This is a genomic window from Ferrimonas sp., assembly GCF_048263965.1.
GTDB lineage: Bacteria > Pseudomonadota > Gammaproteobacteria > Enterobacterales > Shewanellaceae > Ferrimonas.
In genome coordinates this window covers 187,931-205,655 of the sequence record NZ_JBLXDO010000001.1, presented here as the reverse complement: position 1 = coordinate 205,655, position 17,725 = coordinate 187,931, and the positions used below count along the sequence as shown (strand labels likewise).

14 protein-coding genes are annotated in these 17,725 nt (G+C 60.1%); 6 read left to right on the top strand and 8 right to left on the bottom strand.

Translation table 11 applies throughout. The annotated features are described in order from the left end of the window. Positions 1–41 precede the first annotated feature (41 nt). Both ACN0RV_RS00955 and ACN0RV_RS00950 read left to right on the top strand, forming a co-directional pair. Positions 42–440, top strand: coding sequence for a nitrous oxide-stimulated promoter family protein (locus ACN0RV_RS00955; RefSeq protein WP_417344751.1), 399 nt, complete (start codon positions 42–44; stop codon positions 438–440). A 225-nt stretch (positions 441–665) separates the two neighbouring features. After that, positions 666–2,711, top strand: a complete 2,046-nt coding sequence (locus tag ACN0RV_RS00950; RefSeq protein ID WP_417344749.1) for a S9 family peptidase — start codon at positions 666–668, stop codon at positions 2,709–2,711. Between the two features lie 132 nt (positions 2,712–2,843). On the opposite strand, the gene ACN0RV_RS00945 is transcribed toward ACN0RV_RS00950, so the two are convergent. Beyond that, positions 2,844–3,863, bottom strand: coding sequence for a helix-turn-helix domain-containing protein (locus ACN0RV_RS00945; protein WP_417344747.1), 1,020 nt, complete (start codon positions 3,861–3,863; stop codon positions 2,844–2,846). 341 nt (positions 3,864–4,204) lie between these two features. Further along, positions 4,205–4,807 carry a LysE/ArgO family amino acid transporter gene (locus ACN0RV_RS00940; RefSeq protein ID WP_417344745.1) on the bottom strand — a complete coding sequence of 201 codons (603 nt, stop codon included), beginning with the start codon at positions 4,805–4,807 and terminating at the stop codon, positions 4,205–4,207. A gap of 121 nt (positions 4,808–4,928) precedes the next feature. Between ACN0RV_RS00940 and ACN0RV_RS00935 the strand changes: the two genes are divergently transcribed. Beyond that, positions 4,929–5,816, top strand: coding sequence for a LysR family transcriptional regulator ArgP (locus ACN0RV_RS00935; RefSeq protein ID WP_417344744.1), 888 nt, complete (start codon positions 4,929–4,931; stop codon positions 5,814–5,816). Positions 5,817–5,885: 69 nt separating this feature from the next. Here ACN0RV_RS00935 and ACN0RV_RS00930 read toward each other — a convergent pair whose 3' ends face one another. From ACN0RV_RS00930 to leuA, 5 genes are all read right to left on the bottom strand, one after another. Beyond that, on the bottom strand, positions 5,886–7,154 hold the full coding sequence (locus ACN0RV_RS00930; protein WP_417344742.1) for an outer membrane protein transport protein: 1,269 nt from the start codon (positions 7,152–7,154) through the stop codon (positions 5,886–5,888). A 412-nt stretch (positions 7,155–7,566) separates the two neighbouring features. Continuing rightward, on the bottom strand, positions 7,567–8,160 hold the full coding sequence (gene leuD, locus ACN0RV_RS00925; RefSeq protein WP_417344740.1) for a 3-isopropylmalate dehydratase small subunit: 594 nt from the start codon (positions 8,158–8,160) through the stop codon (positions 7,567–7,569). 9 nt (positions 8,161–8,169) lie between these two features. Continuing rightward, positions 8,170–9,567, bottom strand: a complete 1,398-nt coding sequence (gene leuC / locus ACN0RV_RS00920) for a 3-isopropylmalate dehydratase large subunit (protein WP_417344738.1) — start codon at positions 9,565–9,567, stop codon at positions 8,170–8,172. 9 nt (positions 9,568–9,576) lie between these two features. Beyond that, complete coding sequence (gene leuB, locus ACN0RV_RS00915; protein ID WP_417344736.1) at positions 9,577–10,668, bottom strand: 3-isopropylmalate dehydrogenase; 1,092 nt, start codon at positions 10,666–10,668, stop codon at positions 9,577–9,579. Continuing rightward, positions 10,665–12,215, bottom strand: a complete 1,551-nt coding sequence (leuA, locus tag ACN0RV_RS00910) for a 2-isopropylmalate synthase (protein ID WP_417344734.1) — start codon at positions 12,213–12,215, stop codon at positions 10,665–10,667. The genes leuB and leuA overlap by 4 nt, the downstream gene beginning before the upstream one ends. Positions 12,216–12,600: 385 nt before the next feature. On the opposite strand from leuA, the gene ACN0RV_RS00905 reads away from it, so the two are divergent. Continuing rightward, positions 12,601–14,361, top strand: coding sequence for a tetratricopeptide repeat protein (locus ACN0RV_RS00905; RefSeq protein ID WP_417344733.1), 1,761 nt, complete (start codon positions 12,601–12,603; stop codon positions 14,359–14,361). On the opposite strand, the gene recQ is transcribed toward ACN0RV_RS00905, so the two are convergent. Beyond that, positions 14,327–16,156 carry a DNA helicase RecQ gene (gene recQ, locus ACN0RV_RS00900; RefSeq protein WP_417344731.1) on the bottom strand — a complete coding sequence of 610 codons (1,830 nt, stop codon included), beginning with the start codon at positions 16,154–16,156 and terminating at the stop codon, positions 14,327–14,329. The two genes, ACN0RV_RS00905 and recQ, sit on opposite strands and share 35 nt — an antisense overlap. 141 nt (positions 16,157–16,297) lie before the next feature. Between recQ and ACN0RV_RS00895 the strand changes: the two genes are divergently transcribed. Together ACN0RV_RS00895 and rarD are read left to right on the top strand one after the other, a co-directional pair. Next, entirely contained in the window at positions 16,298–16,759 is a 462-nt protein-coding gene (locus tag ACN0RV_RS00895; RefSeq protein ID WP_417344729.1) for a thioesterase family protein, read from the top strand. Between the two features lie 65 nt (positions 16,760–16,824). After that, complete coding sequence (gene rarD / locus ACN0RV_RS00890) at positions 16,825–17,724, top strand: EamA family transporter RarD (protein WP_417344728.1); 900 nt, start codon at positions 16,825–16,827, stop codon at positions 17,722–17,724. Position 17,725 lies beyond the last annotated feature (1 nt).

Genomic DNA, 17,725 nt, shown 5'->3' with positions numbered 1-17,725 from the left:
TTAAGATACCACCATACCTGAGCAATGAACCGGGGTATTGGATGAAAAGCGAGTTTCTGACCGGGCGGCTGGCCCGTGAGTACCAGACCATGGCCAAGATGACCCGACTCTACTGTCGGGCCAACTGCAGCGATAACGAAGCGCAATCGGACCTGTGTCCCGAGTGCGACGAGCTGCTGGCCTACGCCGAGAAGAAGCTGGACCGCTGCCCCTATGGCGGGGAAAAGCCCACCTGCGGTAACTGCCCGATCCACTGCTACAAGCCGGCCGAGCGTCAGCAGGCCAGGGTGATCATGCGCTACGCCGGTCCCAGGATGATCCTGCGCCACCCCCTGGCGGCCATCCAGCATATCGCCGACAGCCGTCGACCGGTGCCGGAACGCCCCCCTATGCAGGCCAACCGACGTCGCCGCAACCGGCCAAGGCCGCTGCAACCCTGATACGCAAAAGGGCGCCAATTGGCGCCCTTTTTTGCCCGAAGTCTCCTCACCGGGGCAGTAAGTCTCTACCCTAAATCCAGTCTGAACCTACCGGCCTTTCACTCAAACAAACACAGGGTCGCCCTGACTGTTTAACCCTTTGGCAAAAATCCCCTTATCGCCCCTACTCTGGGGCGGAAGATTTGGGTAAGCTCAACGGCAACAATCACAACAAGGACACGACCCATGAAGAGAGGATGGCTCCCCGCGGCAATCGCGGCGGCCCTGTTTGCCCAACCCGCCCTGGCCGAACGTCACCACGACATCACCCTGGACGACTTTTTTACCATCAACGGCATGAGCCAGGTACAGCTGAGCAGCGATGGCAAGCAGGCTGTCTGGGTCCAGAGCTACTGGGACGAAGCGGCTGACAAGAGCCTCAACGACCTGTGGCGGGTGCAATTGGGCAGCCAGATGCCCGAGCGCCTCACCTTCACTCCCGAGCGTGAATCCCAGCCAAGGATCGATGCGGCCGGCAAATACCTCTACTTCCTGAGGGCAGAGAAGCGGGGCGAAGGCAAGCAGCCTCCCTACAACGGCAAATCCCAGGTGTTCCGTATGCCCCTGGCCGGGGGCGAAGCGGTGCCGCTGACCCGTGAAGTGAAGGGGGTACGCCACTTTGAGCTGGCAGACGGTCAGCTGTGGTTCACCGGGGTACGTGACCACACCGAGCAAGACACCTTCACCAAGCACCGCAGTGCCAACAAGGGACCGGACTACGGTCACGGCACCGTCAAGGTGAACCCTCTCTATAAGCTGGACCTGCAAAACTTCCGCCAGGAACTGGTGCTGGACGACGATAAGGTGGTGTGGGACTTCGACATCAGCGCCGACGGTAAGCGTCTGGCCCGGGTAACCACCACGGACAACGAACTGATCTTCCTCGAGGGCTGGTCCAGTGTCGAGGTGTATGACATCGCCAAGGGCAGCAACCTGGTGCTGGAAGACAGTGCCTGGCGTGAGCAGGCGCCCTCTCCCTACGGCTGGCTGATGCACCCCAAGTGGAGCCCGGATGGCGACAAGCTGGCCTGGCGCATCGACTTCGATGGTCACCCGGGTCAGATGTTCGTCGCCCAACTGGATGATAAGATGAAGGTTGAGTGGCAGCTGGACATGAAGCGTCCCGGCAAGGCCACCCTCAACGGCAGCGACAGCCAGTGGCTGCCCGGCTCCGATGAGCTGTGCTACCGAGGCGCCGAGCAGGGCTCAGTCAAGCTGTTCTGTACCGACATTGACGACGGCAAGCAGGGCAAGACCCGCACCCTGACCAAGGGCGACTATGTGGTGGGCAGCTACGCCTTCGATGGCCGCGGCAAAACCATGGTGATGAGCCACAACGCCCTGGATCACTTCTATGACCTGTACCAGGGCAAAGTGGGTAAAACCCCTCACCGGGTAACCAACATCAACCCCCAGTCCGACGACTGGAAGCTGCCTCAGATCAGTCGCTACCAGTGGACCGCACCAGATGGCAGCACAGTCGAGGGGATTCTGGAACTGCCCCCAGGCTACAAGAAGTCTGACGGCCCTCTGCCTCTGGTGGTACAGATCCACGGTGGTCCTACTGCCGCCACCCCCTACGCCCTGGCACACCGCTCCTACGGACGCGCGACCTTTGCCGCCAAGGGCTGGGCGCTGCTCTCTCCCAACTACCGCGGCTCCACCGGCTATGGTGACAAGTTCCTGGTGGATCTCATCGGCAACGAGCACGACATCGAAGTGAAAGATATCGAAGCCGGTGTGGATGCCCTGATCAAAGAGGGGATCGCCGACGCTGACAAGCTGGCGGTGATGGGGTGGAGTAACGGTGGCTACCTGACCAACGCCCTGATCAGCACCAACACCCGCTACAAGGCGGCCAGCTCCGGTGCCGGTGTGTTCGATCAGCGTCTGCAATGGCTGCTGGAGGACACCCCGGGGCACGTGCTCAACTACATGGAGGGGCTGCCCTGGGAGAAGCCCGAGGCCTACACCCATGGTTCCAGCCTGAGCCACGCCGGCGACATCCGTACGCCCACCCTGATTCACATGGGTGAGAACGACGAACGGGTACCTGCCCCTCACGCCAAGGGGCTCTACCGCACCCTGCGCCATTACCTGAACGTACCCACCGAACTGGTGATCTACCCAGGTGAAGGCCACGGCCTGAGCAAGTACTCCCACCGCAAGACCAAGATGGGGTGGGACCTGGCCTGGTTCGAGCACTATGTGCTGGGCAAAGAGCAGAAATAGCTGATAGTTAACTAAAAAGGGGAGCCGACCGGCTCCCCTTTTTTATCCTGTGGATCTCAGACTGGCATGGCAGATCACCAAACTGTGGAGACCATCCGATATGAGCAGGTGATGGACTAAAGACCCCAGCCGTCACCGACTGGGGATTAGGTGGCGGCTGACCGCCAGGGTCTCGGAGGGGGTTTTACCCAAAGTGTAACGCCCGGCCACGGAAAACTGCTGGTTGTACCTGGCCAGCCACTCATCCAGCTTCTGTTGAACCGGTACCAACTCTTCATACCTCTGGGCCTTGAACAGGGGTTCATAGAGCTCGTTCCAGATCAGAGTATGGAAACGGGCCCCCAGACCATTGACCACAGGACCATTGTAGGCCCGCATATGGATGTGATTACACTCCAACTCATCGATGGCATTCTGGTAAGGCAGGCTCTTGCCACCGAAAAACTCTGCCCCTTTATCGGTCAGTAGATTAGCAATGGGCAGGCTGTGCTGGCGATACCAGGGGGCCACCCGGCTCAACAGGAATTCGCCGGCAGCGGCAGAGTCATTGCTGGTGCTGATCCAGGCGTGGGCGTACTGGCTGTAGGCGTCGAGGAAGGTGTGCTGATACAGCATTCCCAGGCAACCGATCTCCCCCAACTTAAAGGTGTCCTGAACACACACCTCTCCTGGGTAACGACACTCCCCCACCTGGTCCACCTTCAGTTCGCAGAGCGCCTCCGCCTTACGGCGAGCCTCAGAGTCCAGCGCTTTGCGCTGATCCAGGGCACTCTGCAAAGCCAGCAGCCGATTCTTCTTGGTTTCCAGGTTGTGACGAACCCAGATGGCGCGCACCCCTGAGGGCGAGATGGTGCAGCCACGGGCGGTAAGCAGTTCGGCGACCCTGGCCTGGCCATAGTTGGGGTAATCCAGGGCAATCTCTATGACCTGGGACTCCACCTCGGGCGAAACCCGGTTCTTCAATGCCGGCTTCTTACGGGATAGGTTCTTCAGACCCTTCTCCCCAGCCTTCTCATACTGACGTTTAAAGCGGTAGTAACTGTCCCGGCTGTAACCCATGATGTCACAGGCACGGCTGATGCTGCCCAGCTCCTTTGCAAGCTGCAGCAGAGCCAGCTTGCTGCGAATGTCACCACTGCTTTTTCCGGTCACTAGAGTGCCACTGATTTGTTGCAAGTGAGTTCGAGGTTACCAGAAAACTCCGTGGCTCGTGTAGTCCAACCATTTAAACCTGATTTCTCCAAGTAACACACTGGTAAACCTACTGATAATCGGCCATGTTAAGCTGAATTTGCAGGTGTCAGACAGGCTGTAATCGGGGGTGGAATGGCGCGCCGCGCCTGCTTGCTGTTGAAGGGAAACAGATAGCAATGCTCCATCAGCAAACAGCAATCGTGACCCTGTGGGTGTTGTCAGGCCGACATTGGCCTGTTGGGGGCTTTGAAACGACAAAAGAGGCGCCTGGCGCCTCTTTTTCTGTTCCGTCTCCAGGCTCAGGACCCCATCAACAGCTTCACTGCGATGGACCACATCAGCGCCCACACCAGCAGGTCGATGGCCCGCCACACCTTGGGGGAGGAGAGCACCGGCGCCAGCTTGGCCGCTCCCAGGCTGAGGCCGACGAACCACAGGGTGGAAGCCGTCACCGTACCCGCATAAAAAGACCAGCGCGCCTCTCCGAACTGGGCACCGATGGAGCCGAGCAACACCAAGGCATCCAGGTAGACGTGGGGGTTGAGCAGGGTCACCGCCAGGGTGGTGCCCATCACTTTGCGGCGACTGGCGATGGCCTCACCGGCCTTCATACCCTGCTGCCCCCCCAGGGCCCGTCGCAAAGAGCAGAAGCCAAACCACAGCAGGAAGGCCGCACCACCATATTGGGTCAGGGCCATCAGCTGCGGGGTATCGGTGATCAGGGCGCCGACACCGGCCACACCCAGGCCGATAAGCACCACATCCAGCAGGGTGCAGGTCAGGGCCACCATCAGATGATACTGGCGCTTCAGCGCCTGACTGAGCACAAAGGCACCCTGAGCGCCGATGGCCATGATAAGCCCCGCTCCTACTCCCAAACCATTGATGTATGCCGATACCATCTTCCCTTCTCCTGAACTGCAACCCTGAGGGCTTGTGACTCGATGGCTGGGATTGTAGGCTGGAGATTGAATTAACAAAAATTAATAGTGCTAATCAAATATTAGCGGAGCTAATTAACAAATGCTGGATTACAAGCTGTTGGAAGCGATGGCGTCTGTGGCTCGCCTTGGGAGCTTCGATCACGCCGCCAAGGAGCTGGGCCTGACCCAGTCGGCAGTCTCCCAACGGGTCAAACTGTTGGAACAGCGACTGGGACAGCCCCTGCTGGTGCGGGCTCACCCCATACGTCCCACCCAGGCTGGCCTGGCACTGATGCGCCATCAACAGCAGGTGGCGATGATGGAGTCCACTCTGGCCGCCAGCCTGACCGAGGAGCAGGATGACAGTCACACCCCGGTGCGGCTGGCGGTCAACGCCGACAGTCTGGCCACCTGGCTGACACCGGCACTGGCACAGCTGTACCGGCAGCACGGCGTTCTGGCCCAGTTGACGGTGGAGGATGAGGAACTGACTCTGGAGCGATTGCGGGGCGGCGAGGTCGCCGGCTGCATCGCCTCCCACGCCCGGGCCGTACAGGGGTGTCGCTCTCACCTGTTGGGGGCCCTGCGTTATCGATTGATGGCGACGCCCGCCTTCGCCGAGACCCATTTTGCCCAAGGTCTCACCGAAGAGGTGCTGATCGCCTGTCCGACCCTCACCTACGGCCGGGACGATGAACTGCTCAACCGTTTCTTTGCCCGCCACTATCCCCAGGTCGCTGGCCGCCCTCCCCATCATCAGCTGCCCTCCTCCCAGGGGTTTGTGGATGCGGTGCTGCTCCACATGGGGTATGCCCTGTTGCCGGAGCTTCAGGTCGAGGAAGCGCTGTCTCGGGGAAAGCTGCAGCTGCTGTCCGACGCCCATATCGATGTGCCTCTCTACTGGCACAGCTGGCGTCTTCAGAGCCCGGTGATGGAGGTGGTGGGTCAGGTTCTCACCGCAGAGGGGAAGCAGCGGTTGATTCAGTAGGTTCACAAGTTGGACAGCAGAGATAATAAAGGGGGCCTTCAGGCCCCCTTTTTCTCAATTTGATGCCACTTAGAAGCGGTAGGTCGCCTGAACACCGGCCAGCCATACGTCACCGGAGATCTCGCCTTCGTAGACGGCAGCCGCCTGCTCGCTCAGGGCCACGCTCTCGGTGATGGGGGCATCGCCGTGAGACTTGATGTAGGTCAGGGACATATCCAGGGTCAGATCCTTGGACGCCTGGTAGCCGGCACCGAAGGAGAACCACAGACGATCGGAATCAGGAATGCTCAGGGTGCGGTGCTCGTCGTCTACCGCAGTCTTATCCAGGGCAACACCGCCGCGTACCAGCCACTGGCTGTCCAGCTGATAGGTGGCGCCCAGGGCAACACGCCAGTTGTCCTTGAAGTTCTCCTCCTTCAGCAGATCGGAGGGTTCACCGGGGAAGTCCACCACCAGCTCCTCGAAGGCACTCCAGTCGGTCCAGTTGATGGAGCCGTGCACGGACAGGGCCTCGGTCAGCTGGTGCACACTGGAGAGCTCGGCGTAGGCGGGCAGAGGCAGCTTGAGGCTGCCCTCTTTGCTCTGACCGGGCATCAGGCCAAAGGCCAGGCCTTCTGCATCGCCTTCCAGCTTGAGCTCCACCTCGGAGTGGTAGGCCAGGCCGATACGGTGGCCTTTGGCCGGCTCCCAGGTCATACCCAGCTGGTAACCCCAGTCTACGCCGTCACCCTCAACAGCCTTCAGCTTGGCGCCAACGGGCAGACCAAAGTTACCGCCCCAGTTTGGCACTGTGCCTTCCACCTTGCCCTCACCGTAGACGATGCGCAGACCCAGGCCCACGGCCAGGGTATCGCTCAGCTTGTAGGCTATATTGGGTGCCAGCTCCACGGTGGTGATCTGGGTGTCGGAGCCAAAGATCGCCGCTTCATGGGTGTCCGGCAGCTCGGTGGCAAAACCGTAGTTGGAGGTCAGGGCCAGGCCGATGGCCCAGTCATCATTCAGGCGGTTGCTGTAATAGAAGTTGGGTACCCACTGAGCCGGCGCGATGTCATCGGCATTGGCCGGGGTGGTGAAGCCGGCGGCAGGCACTGAGGTGGTGCCTTCCACATCGATATTGGGATCCACATAGATGAGACCTGCGGAGATCTGATGCCCCTCCAGCTGCATCAGCAGGGCGGCGTTACGACCCTGGGCAGAGGCATTATCAGCAATGGCTGCTTCACCGGCAAAAGCACGACCAAGGCCAGTGGCGGAGTACTCAGCCAGTTGGAAACCAGCGGCGTGAACCTGACCGGCGAGGGCGCCGGCCACCAGGGCAGCAACTACACGAATCTTCATACTTTCCCCAAAAATTTTCGGTGTGGATATTATTAGACGCGGCCATATTAGGGGGAGGAAAAAATAGTGCAATTACTCCAGCCAGAAAAGCGGAAAAACCCTGGTTCATGGATAGATTGCGGAAGATCTAACGTAAAACAACAATGAAATTCAGAGCTTTCGGCGAACACCAGTAAACAGCTGTACCCTGATCACGACAGAAACAGTCAGCAAACAAACAAACAAAATGAACAAAAACAACAAGATAGAGGCAAGAAGGAAGGAGTTTGATGTAGGCCAAAAAAATAGAAGCCAGCCAGTGGATCTCACTGGTCGGCTTCGGGTCATTGGGCTCGCCAACCTAAATATTTGATTAGAAAGGCTTTACACTGGTCGGAGCTGTGAATCACCTCTGTTTTCAGCGTACAGCCGATCACTGTCTCCACGCAGGCAGCTGAGCTTCATGGTCGGCAATGGCATCATCATGGGCCAGAGTCAGGCCAATGGCGTCCAGGCCGTTCAACAAGTTGTGCCTGGCATCGGCATCGATCTCAAAGCCGAAACTGTGCTCACCACAGCTAACCCGACACTTCTCCAGATCAATCGCCACGGAGTGCTCTGAACAGGCCTCCATCAGCGCCTCCACCTGCCCCTGGGGCAGAGTGATGGGCAGCAAGCCATTGTTGATGGCGTTCTGATAGAAGATGTCGGCGAAGCTGGGGGCGATGATCGCCCTCAGGCCGAAGTCTGCCAGGGCCCAGGGGGCGTGTTCCCGGCTGGAACCACAACCGAAGTTCTCCCCCGCCAGCAGCACACTGGCATCACTGCCTGGCTGCTGATTCAGGACAAAATCCGGGTTGGGCTGGGTGCCTTCATGGTCCAGATAACGCCAATCATGGAACAGGTGAACACCAAACCCCTCCCGGGTCACCTTGGCCAGGAACTGCTTGGGGATGATCTGGTCAGTGTCGATGTTGGCCCGATTGAGTACCGCGGCCACCCCAGAGTGTTGTGTAAAAGCTTGCATTAGGTTCTCCTAGAGCTGGCGGATATCGACAAAGTGACCGGCGACCGCCGCGGCGGCGGCCATGGCTGGGCTGACCAGATGGGTGCGGCTGCCCCTGCCCTGGCGGCCCTCGAAATTGCGGTTGGAGGTAGAGGCGCAGCGATCCCCCTCCTCCAGCCGGTCATCATTCATCCCCAAGCACATGGAGCAGCCCGGCAGGCGCCATTCGAATCCGGCGGCGACAAACACCTTATCCAGACCTTCCGCCTCAGCCTGGGCCTTCACCAGGCCCGAGCCTGGCACCACGATGGCATCTACCCCGGAGGCCACCCGCTTGCCCTCAACAATGGCGGCGGCGGCACGCAGATCCTCGATACGGGAGTTGGTGCAGGAACCGATAAACACCTTGTTGATGGCCACCTGGGTCAAGGGCGTGCCCGGCTGCAGGTCCATGTAGGCCAGGGCCTTCTCGGCGGCGGAGCGACTGACCAGCTCATCGAAGCTGTCCGGTGCCGGCACCGGCTGATCGATGGCGATCACCTGACCCGGATTGGTGCCCCAGGTGACCTGCGGGGCGATCTCGTTGGCCTGCAACACCACCTCGGCATCGAAGCTGGCGTCGACATCGCTGTGCAGGCTTTGCCAGAACGCCACCGCCTGCTCCCAGGCCTCACCCTGAGGCGCCATGGGGCGCCCCTTAAGATAGTCGAAGGTGGTCTGATCCGGCGCAACCAGCCCCGCCTTGGCCCCCAGTTCGATGGCCATGTTACACACGGTCATCCGCCCCTCCATGGAGAGGTCTCGAATCGCCTCGCCACAGAACTCCACCACATAGCCTGTACCGCCGCCATGGCCCACCCGGCCGATGATCGCCAACACGATGTCCTTGGCGGTGATGCCTTCAGCCACCTTGCCACGCACCTCGATGCGCATGGTCTTGGCCCGGCGCTGCCTCAGAGTCTGGGTGGCCAGCACATGCTCCACCTCTGAGGTGCCGATGCCGAACGCCAGGGCGCCGAACGCACCATGGGTGGCGGTGTGGGAATCACCACAGACGATGGTGGTCCCCGGCAGGGTAAAGCCCTGCTCCGGCCCCATCACATGAACAATCCCCTGGTTCTGGTGGTGGATGTCGTACAGGGTGATGCCGAACTCTTCGCAGTTGCGCTGCAGGGTCTCCACCTGGGTGCGCGCCAGAGGGGGCAGGGCCTCGATGGAGCGGGTGCGGGTGGAGGTGTTGTGATCCATGGTGGCCAGGGTGCGGCCGACCGCCCTGACCTGGCGTCCAGCCTGGCGCAGACCGTCGAAGGCCTGGGGCGAGGTCACCTCGTGAACCAAGTGACGGTCAATGTAGAGCAGCGGCGTCTCTTCCGTTGGCACCGTGATGGTGTGGCTGTGCCAGATCTTGTCATAGAGGGTCTGTGCCATGTCGTCTCCTTAAGCGATGTAGGCAGCGATGGCATCGCCCATCTGTGCGGTAGTCAGTGCCTGGTCGAGACGCTCCTCGGGCAGCAACTCGGCAGTAAAGCGTCCTTCGGACAGCACCTTAGCCACGGCGGCATCGATGGCGTCGGCAGCCTCGGCCTCTCCCAGGCTGTGGCGCAGCATCAACGAGGCGGAGAGGATCTGTGCCACCGGGTTGGCAATGCCCATGCCGGCGATGTCCGGAGCGCTGCCTCCGGCAGGCTCGTACAGGCCGAAACCGGACTCATTGAGGCTGGCAGAGGGCAACAGGCCCATGGAGCCGGTGATCATCGCCGCTTCGTCGGAGAGGATGTCACCGAACAGGTTGGAGCAGAGCATGACGTCAAAATCGAAGGGCCGGCGCAACAGCTGCATGGCGGCGTTGTCGATATAGATGTGCTCCAGCGCCACGTCGGGGAAGTCGGCGGCAACGGCGTTGACCTCCTCCCGCCACATCACCGAACAGGCCAATACGTTGGCCTTGTCCACCGAGGCCACCTTGCCTCGGCGCTTGCGAGCCGCCTCGAAGGCCAGGCGGGCGATACGGCGGATCTCATGACGGCTGTAGGTCATGGTATCGAACGCGGTCTCCTGATCCCCTTCACCCCGACGCCCCTTGGGCTCACCGAAGTAGATGCCGCCGGTGAGCTCACGCACCACCAGCAGATCCATCCCCTGGGCACTGATGTCCGCCCTCAGGGGGGACAGAGCTTCCAGGCCAGGGTGGATCTGGGCAGGCCTCAGATTACAGAACAGGCCAAAATGGCCCCGCAGGGGCAGCAAAGAGGCACGTTCCGGCTGCTCGTTGGGGGGCAACCCCTCCCACTTGGGACCACCTACGGACCCAAAGAGGATCGCCCTGGCCTGCCCACAGGCGTCCAGGGTCTGCTCTGGCAGGGCCTTGCCGTGGTTGTCGATGGCGGCACCACCGATGTCGCAGTGAGTAGTCTCCAGCTCGAAGCCGAAACGCTCCCCGGCGACCTTCAACACCTTCATCGCCTCGGCCATCACTTCGGGACCGATGCCGTCCCCGGCCAATACTGCTACGGGATACTGCCTGCTCATGCTTCCTCCAAAATCTGCTGCTTCTTCTTCTCGATCTGTTGCTGACGGTGAATCAGGTTGTAGACCCGAATCAGGGCGATGGCCGAGGACTCAATGATGTCGGTGGACAGCCCCATACCGTGGAAGGTGCGCCCCTCGCACTCGGCGGTGATGTCCACCCGGCCCAGGGCATCGTGGCCGCCCCCCTCGGCGCCAATGTGGTAACTCTTGATGGCCAGCTGGCGCCCTGTGGCCCGAGCGATCGCCTTGTAGGCGGAGTCCACCGGGCCGTTACCGGTGGCCGCCTCGGTCACCGTTTCCTCGCCAATCTGCATCTCGATCGAAGCCGTGGCGAAGTGGCTGCTGCCCGCCTGAACGTTCAGCTGGTTGATGCGGTAGTGCTCCTCGTCCTCTCTCTGGTTTTCGAAGAACAGCAACGCCTCCAGGTCATAATCGAACACCTGGCCCTTCTTGTCCGCCAGAGCCAGGAAGCGCTCATACAGGGTGTCCAGATCGTATTCGGCATCGGTGTAGCCCATCTCCGCCATACGGTGACGAATGACGTGGCGACCGGAGCGGGAGGTTAGGTTCAGGTTGTTGCGTCCCAGGCCGATGGACTCAGGGGTCATGATCTCGTAGGTGTTCTGACTCTTGAGCACCCCATCCTGATGAATGCCGGAGCTGTGGCTGAAGGCGTTGGCGCCCACAATCGCCTTATTGGACTGAATCGGCATGTTGCACAGGCGACTGATCGCCTGGCTGACCCGGTGAATCTCCTGAGGGTTGGCCCCCACTTCCAATCCGAATCGGGCTGCCCGGGTCTTGAGGATCATGATCACCTCCTCCAGAGCGGCGTTACCGGCACGCTCACCGATGCCGTTGATGGTGCCCTCCACCTGACGGGCCCCCGCCTCAACGGCGGCGATGGAGTTGGCCACAGACAGGCCCAGGTCATCATGGCAGTGGACGGAGATCACCGCCTGGTCGATGTTGGGCACCCGCTCGAACAGGGTGCGGATGATGCCGCCGAATTCGGTTGGAGTGGTGTAGCCCACGGTATCGGGAATGTTGACCGTGGAGGCGCCGGCACGAATGGCAGACTCCACCATACGGCACAGGTTGTCGATGGGGGTCCGGCCTGCATCCTCGCAGGAGAACTCCACATCGTCGGTGAAACGGCGGGCGTAACGCACCGCGTCGACCGCCATCTCCTCCACCTGAGAGAAATCCCGGCGCAACTTGCTCTGCACATGGATGTCCGAGGTGGAGATAAAGGTGTGGATGCGGAACTGGTCCGCCACCTTGAGGGATTCGGCAGCGGCATCAATGTCGCCTTTGACCGCCCGGGACAAGGCGCAGATGCGGCTGTCCTTGATGGTGGCGGCAATCTGCCTGACCGACTCGAAGTCTCCCGGAGAGGAAACGGGAAAACCCGCCTCGATGATGTCGATCCCCATACGTTCCAGAGCGCGGGCAATCTGCAACTTCTCATTCACCGACAAGCTGGCTGCCAACGCCTGCTCACCGTCCCTCAATGTGGTATCAAACAGGATTACCCGTTCACTCATAATGCCTCCATGACGACCTGGCTCTGAGCGCGGGCATAAAAAAACCCGCGCATACAGCGCGGGTTCTAATGCTCGAGTCGTACCGTTTTCAGTCCACGACCAAGCCGCCCGCGCAGCGTCCTGCTAGGGTTAGGCTAATTAGTAGGTTGGACCGAAAAACGTTGTACATAAATGGATTCTGTTTTCGTGGTTACGAAGTGACCTAACTATGACCGGAACCCGGCAGGGATGTCAACCCCTGAATACACAATCACCCTGAGGCAATTATTATGCAGTCAACAATGGTTATTGTGCGACCTGGATCAGCCTCTATATTGCTTCTTCTTTACCGAGAGTTAACAGAGGTCTTATCCTATACCCCTTTTTACCCCAAGATACTGGCCTGATGCCCGCACCGTTAAGGATAACTCTCTGGCTGCTGCTGATTCTGAACTGCCCTCTGGCAACAGCAGATGACCTGACCCAACGCCTCGATGAGCTGACACTCGAGGTGCAGCTCTCTACGCCCGGGGCCTACGCTAAGCTGGACAGGCTTGGAGCTAGAGTACTTACCGCTACTCCTCAACAGCAGATGCGATGGCATGTGCTGAGGTGCGAAGCTGCCATCAGCAATCAATCCCTTTCTGAAGCTCAACAAGCCATAAACAGTGGGCTCGCCGCTGCAGAGAAGCTCAAGAAGCCTCAGTTGATCGCCTACATGAATGCCTGTGAAGCCAATAATCTGATGATGCTGGGCAAATACGATCGAGCCCTGGAGACCATCAACAAGGCGATCCATGGCGCAGGGGCGGGCCACGCTATGGGCCTCAGCCTGATGAGGCGTGCAGACATCTACGCCGACCAGGGAGACCTGGAAGCCGCTCTGGATGATCTCCATCAGGCGTTAACCTGGATGGAAAGCACACATGACAAGATGCCCATCTATCAGCCGCACCCTGCGCTTATCTCCTACTCCCTGGCCCGAACCTACTACTATCTCGGTGATTACCTGAGGAGCGACACCCTGTTTGAGCAGGCGATACAACAAGCGCCCCAAGGATCAACCTTAAGCTGGATCATTCAGGTCAACCACACCTTCACCCTGATGCAACAAGAGCGCTATCAGGATGCCAGTGTACGAATGGAGCAATTGGAGAAGCTGGTGCCCACGATGGATGAGTTGGCCCAGGCAAGATTCAACCTGCTCTTCTCCAAGCTCTCCCTCAAGTTAGAGCGTTACTCCGATGCCTACAGCTACGCCAGTCTGGCCCTGGGCATGTTCAGTGACCTGGCCATGGAGGAACGCAAGGCTAGGGCAAGGTCATTCCTTGCTGAAGCGGCTTTCCAATTAGGAAAATTTGAAGAAGCCAATTACCAACTGAAACTGGCCAGACAACGTTTCACACTTGAGCAAGATGCCAGAGTCTTAACCGAACTCGATTGGATCGAATCTCAGGGAGAAGCTTTGCAGGGCAATTATCAACGAGCCTATGAGCTTCAGCTCAAGTATCACAGCGCTTATGCCGAACAACAGGAAAACCTGCGAAAAGAAGCCCTGCTCCAGCAAAAAGTGCAGCTGGACCAGAAGATCGATCGCAACCGGGCACAGCTGGCCACCCAGTCCTCCTCCTACTTCAAGCTGCACAACCAACTGATGGTGTGGCAGGTGGTGGCCTCTCTCAGCCTGCTGCTGTGGTTGATCTGGCTGCTGTTCAGGCTCACCAGCAGCCGGAAAGTCACCGAGTCGGTTCAGGACTACGAACACCTGGATTGGCGAATCCGCCTCGAGCGGGCTCTCTCCAGTACAGATCGGACACTCCCAGTGGTGAAATTTTCCTGGGAAGGCAATGGGCTGACCGACACGCTGCGCAAGCGAATTCGAAATAAAGACATTCGAATCAATGATTTGATGATTGAGTGCGGCGAGCGTCAGCTGCTGGTTCTGCTGGTGGATGCCAGCGAAGCGGAAGCGGAAAGGCTGAGATACCGCCTCAGTCGTAACCTGGCGGAAGCGGGTTACAGAAACATCGCCACCGGGGTGGCTCGAACCCACCCCCTGGATCAGGCAGACTCACTGCTGGCCAGGCTGGAGTGCAATCAGATTCAGCACAGCCTGATGCTGTCGGAAAACGTTATTCGTCCAGATAAGCCACAATGGCGTCGATGAAGGCCTCGCCGTAGCGCTCCAGCTTCTTGGCCCCCACCCCATTGATCCTCAGCAGCGCCCACTCGGTCGTGGGCATCTCGCTGGCCATCTCTGCCAGGGTGGCGTCTGAGAACACCTGGTAGGGCGGGATGCCAGCTTCGTCCGCCAACTCCCTTCGCAGGGTCTTGAGCCTGGCAAACAACCGCCGGTCATAATGCTGAGGCAACAGCCGACTGCGTCCACGCTTGGGCTTGGCCAGCACCACCCTGGGTTCAGCCAGCTCCAGACTCTGCTCACCCTTGAGCACCGCCCGGGCCGCGGGATTCAGGGTCAACGCCATGGAGCGGGTGATGTCCTGATTCACCAGTCCGTGGTGCACAAGTTGCCTGAGCACCGACAGCCAGTGGTCGCTGGAACGTTCCGAGCCGATTCCCCAGGTTGAGAGTTTGTCATGACCCCGCTCGACCACGGCGTGGCCCTTGCTGCCCCTGAGCACCTCAATCACATGTCCCATGCCAAATCTCTGGTTGACGCGGTAGATGCAGCTCAGGGCCTTGCGAGCCTCCTCGGTGGCATCATAGCGCTTGGGAGGATCCAGGCAGATATCGCAGTTGCCACAAGCTTGGTGGGCGGGTTCGTCGAAGTAGTTGAGCAGCACCTGGCGGCGGCAGGTCTGTGCCTCGGCGAAGGCGGCCATGGCGTTGAGCTTATGAATCTCCACCGGGTTGGGCTCGCGCTCTCCGCTCTCCAGCAGCTGGCGCACCCGGGCGATGTCTCCCGGGTCAAACAGCATCAGGGCTTCCGCTTCCAGGCCATCCCGGCCGGCACGGCCAGTCTCCTGGTAATAGCTTTCGATCGACTTTGGCAGGTCCCAGTGCACCACAAAACGCACATTGGATTTATTGATCCCCATGCCAAAGGCCACGGTGGCCACCACGATGTCGATCTTCTCCCTCAGGAAGGCGTCCTGGACCTGATGGCGCAGCCCGGATTCCAGCCCAGCGTGGTAGGCCTCGGCAGCGACCCCCTCCTTGCGAAGCTTCTCGGCAACCTCCTCCACCCGACGGCGGCTGCCGCAGTAGATGATGCCGGCATTGCCCTTCTGTTGCTGCAGGAAGGTTTTCAACTGGGAAAAGGGGCTCAGCTTGTCCATCACGCTGTAGCGGATATTGGGCCGGTCGAAACTGGCCAGATGCTCATGGGGCTGGTTCAGGCCGAGCTGCTGCAGAATGTCCCTGCGGGTCGCCTGATCGGCGGTGGCGGTCAGGGCCACCATGGGCACCGACGGGAAAGCGGCTTTCACCTCTCCCAGGCGGGCGTACTCGGGGCGAAAATCATGTCCCCACTGGCTGATGCAGTGGGCTTCATCCACGGCAATCAGCGACAGGGGCCACTCCCGCAACCTGGCCATCATATCCGGAGCCAGCAGACGTTCCGGAGAGAGGTAGACCAGTTTGATCTGACCATCGCGAATTGCAGCCAGGCTGGCCAGCCACTCCTCACGACTCAGGCTGGAGTTCAGGGCAACCGCCCCAACCCCCAGCTGGCGCAACGCATCCACCTGATCCTTCATCAGGGAGAGCAGGGGGGAGATCACCACGGTCACGCCGGGGAGTAACAACGCGGGAAGCTGGTAACAGAGACTCTTGCCGCCACCTGTAGGCATGATCACCAGGGCATCTCGCCCGGCACAGAGCTGCTCCACCACCTGCTGCTGGCCCGGACGAAATGCACGGTAACCGAACACCTGTTGCAGCAACGGCTGTGCTGGGGCGGTGCTGATGTCGCAATCTGCTGGGCTGAGGGTGGTATCCATGGGTCTCGGCACGGGGTAAAAGGGCCGCCATTGTAATGCAACTTGCGGCCCCTGTCTGCCACCCTCTGGGAGTTGTGTCCACCAACAGATAGTGCTTTGATAGTTGAGCGAAGTTGTTCAGGAAGAGCAGGAGAAAACCGGATGGAACTGACCCAGGCCCAGGCGCTGGAGTACCTCAGGGATCTGTTTGCCAACAGGCTTCCCTTTCATCAGCTGATGGGCATTGAGCTGCACCAACAACAGGATGGTTCCATCGAGTTGCAGCTGCCGATGCGACCCGAGCTGGTGGGGAATCCGGCACAGCAGATCCTCCACGGAGGCGTCACCGCCACCCTGCTGGATGTGGTTGGAGGGCTGACCGCGTTCAGTGCCGTCCTCAAGACCCGGGAAAGCTGGCCCAAGGAGCTGCTGGCCCGGAGGCTGAAGAACCTGGGCACCATCGATCTTCGCGTGGACTACCTTCGCCCCGGCCGGGGAGCCCTTTTTGTGGCCTCAGGCACAGTGATTCGGGCAGGCAACAAGGTGGCCGTGGCCCGGATGGAGCTGCACAATGAGAAGGGCAGCCATATCGCTTTCGGCACCGGAACCTATCTTGTGGGTTAGGGCTTGATGGGTGCATAATATCGCCCCTCTTTGGGGATTCACCCTTTTCCAGATTCAGGTCCGCCATGCAAAACCAGGAAATGCGTCAGGGCATCATCTTCGCCCTGATGGCCTACTCCATGTGGGGGTTTGCCCCGATCTACTTCAAAGCCATTGATGCGGTTCCCGCCACGGAGATCCTGATGCACCGGGTGATCTGGTCCTTCGCCCTGATGGCTTTGCTGGTGGCCTTCACCGGACAACTGGGCGCAGTCCGCCAGCTTCTGCGCAATCCCAAGCAACTCTGGACCCTGGTGGCCACCGCCATCCTGGTGGCGGGCAACTGGTTGATCTTTATCTGGGCGGTAAACTCCGGGCGCATGCTGGAGGCCAGCCTGGGCTACTTCATCAACCCCCTGGTCAACGTGGCCCTGGGGATGCTGTTTCTGGGCGAGCGCTTACCCAAGATGCAGCTAGCCGCCGTGGTTGTGGCCGTCATCGGGGTAGTGGTAGAGCTGATTCAGTTTGGCTCCCTGCCCTGGATCTCTCTGGCCCTGGCGGTCAGCTTCGGCCTGTACGGATTGCTGCGCAAGAAGGTGGCCCTGCAGTCGGTGACCGGCCTGTTTGTGGAGACCAGCCTGATGCTGCCGGTGGCCCTGCTGTTCTGGTGGCAGCTGGACAGCCCCACCGCCGACCTGACCGGCAACGGTCTGGAGTTGAACCTGCTGATCCTGGCCGCCGGGGTGGTCACCACCCTGCCGCTGCTGGCCTTTGCCGCCGCCGCCGTCAGAATTCCCTTCTACATGCTTGGCCTGTTCCAGTACATCGGCCCCAGCCTGATGTTTGTTCTGGCCACCACCCTCTATGGCGAGACTCTGGATCCGGCGATGCTGACCACCTTCTGCTTTATCTGGGCCGCCCTGCTGATGTTCACCCTGGATCTCTGGCGCCGCTCCCGCACCAAGCCGGTTACCGCCAAGGCCTGAT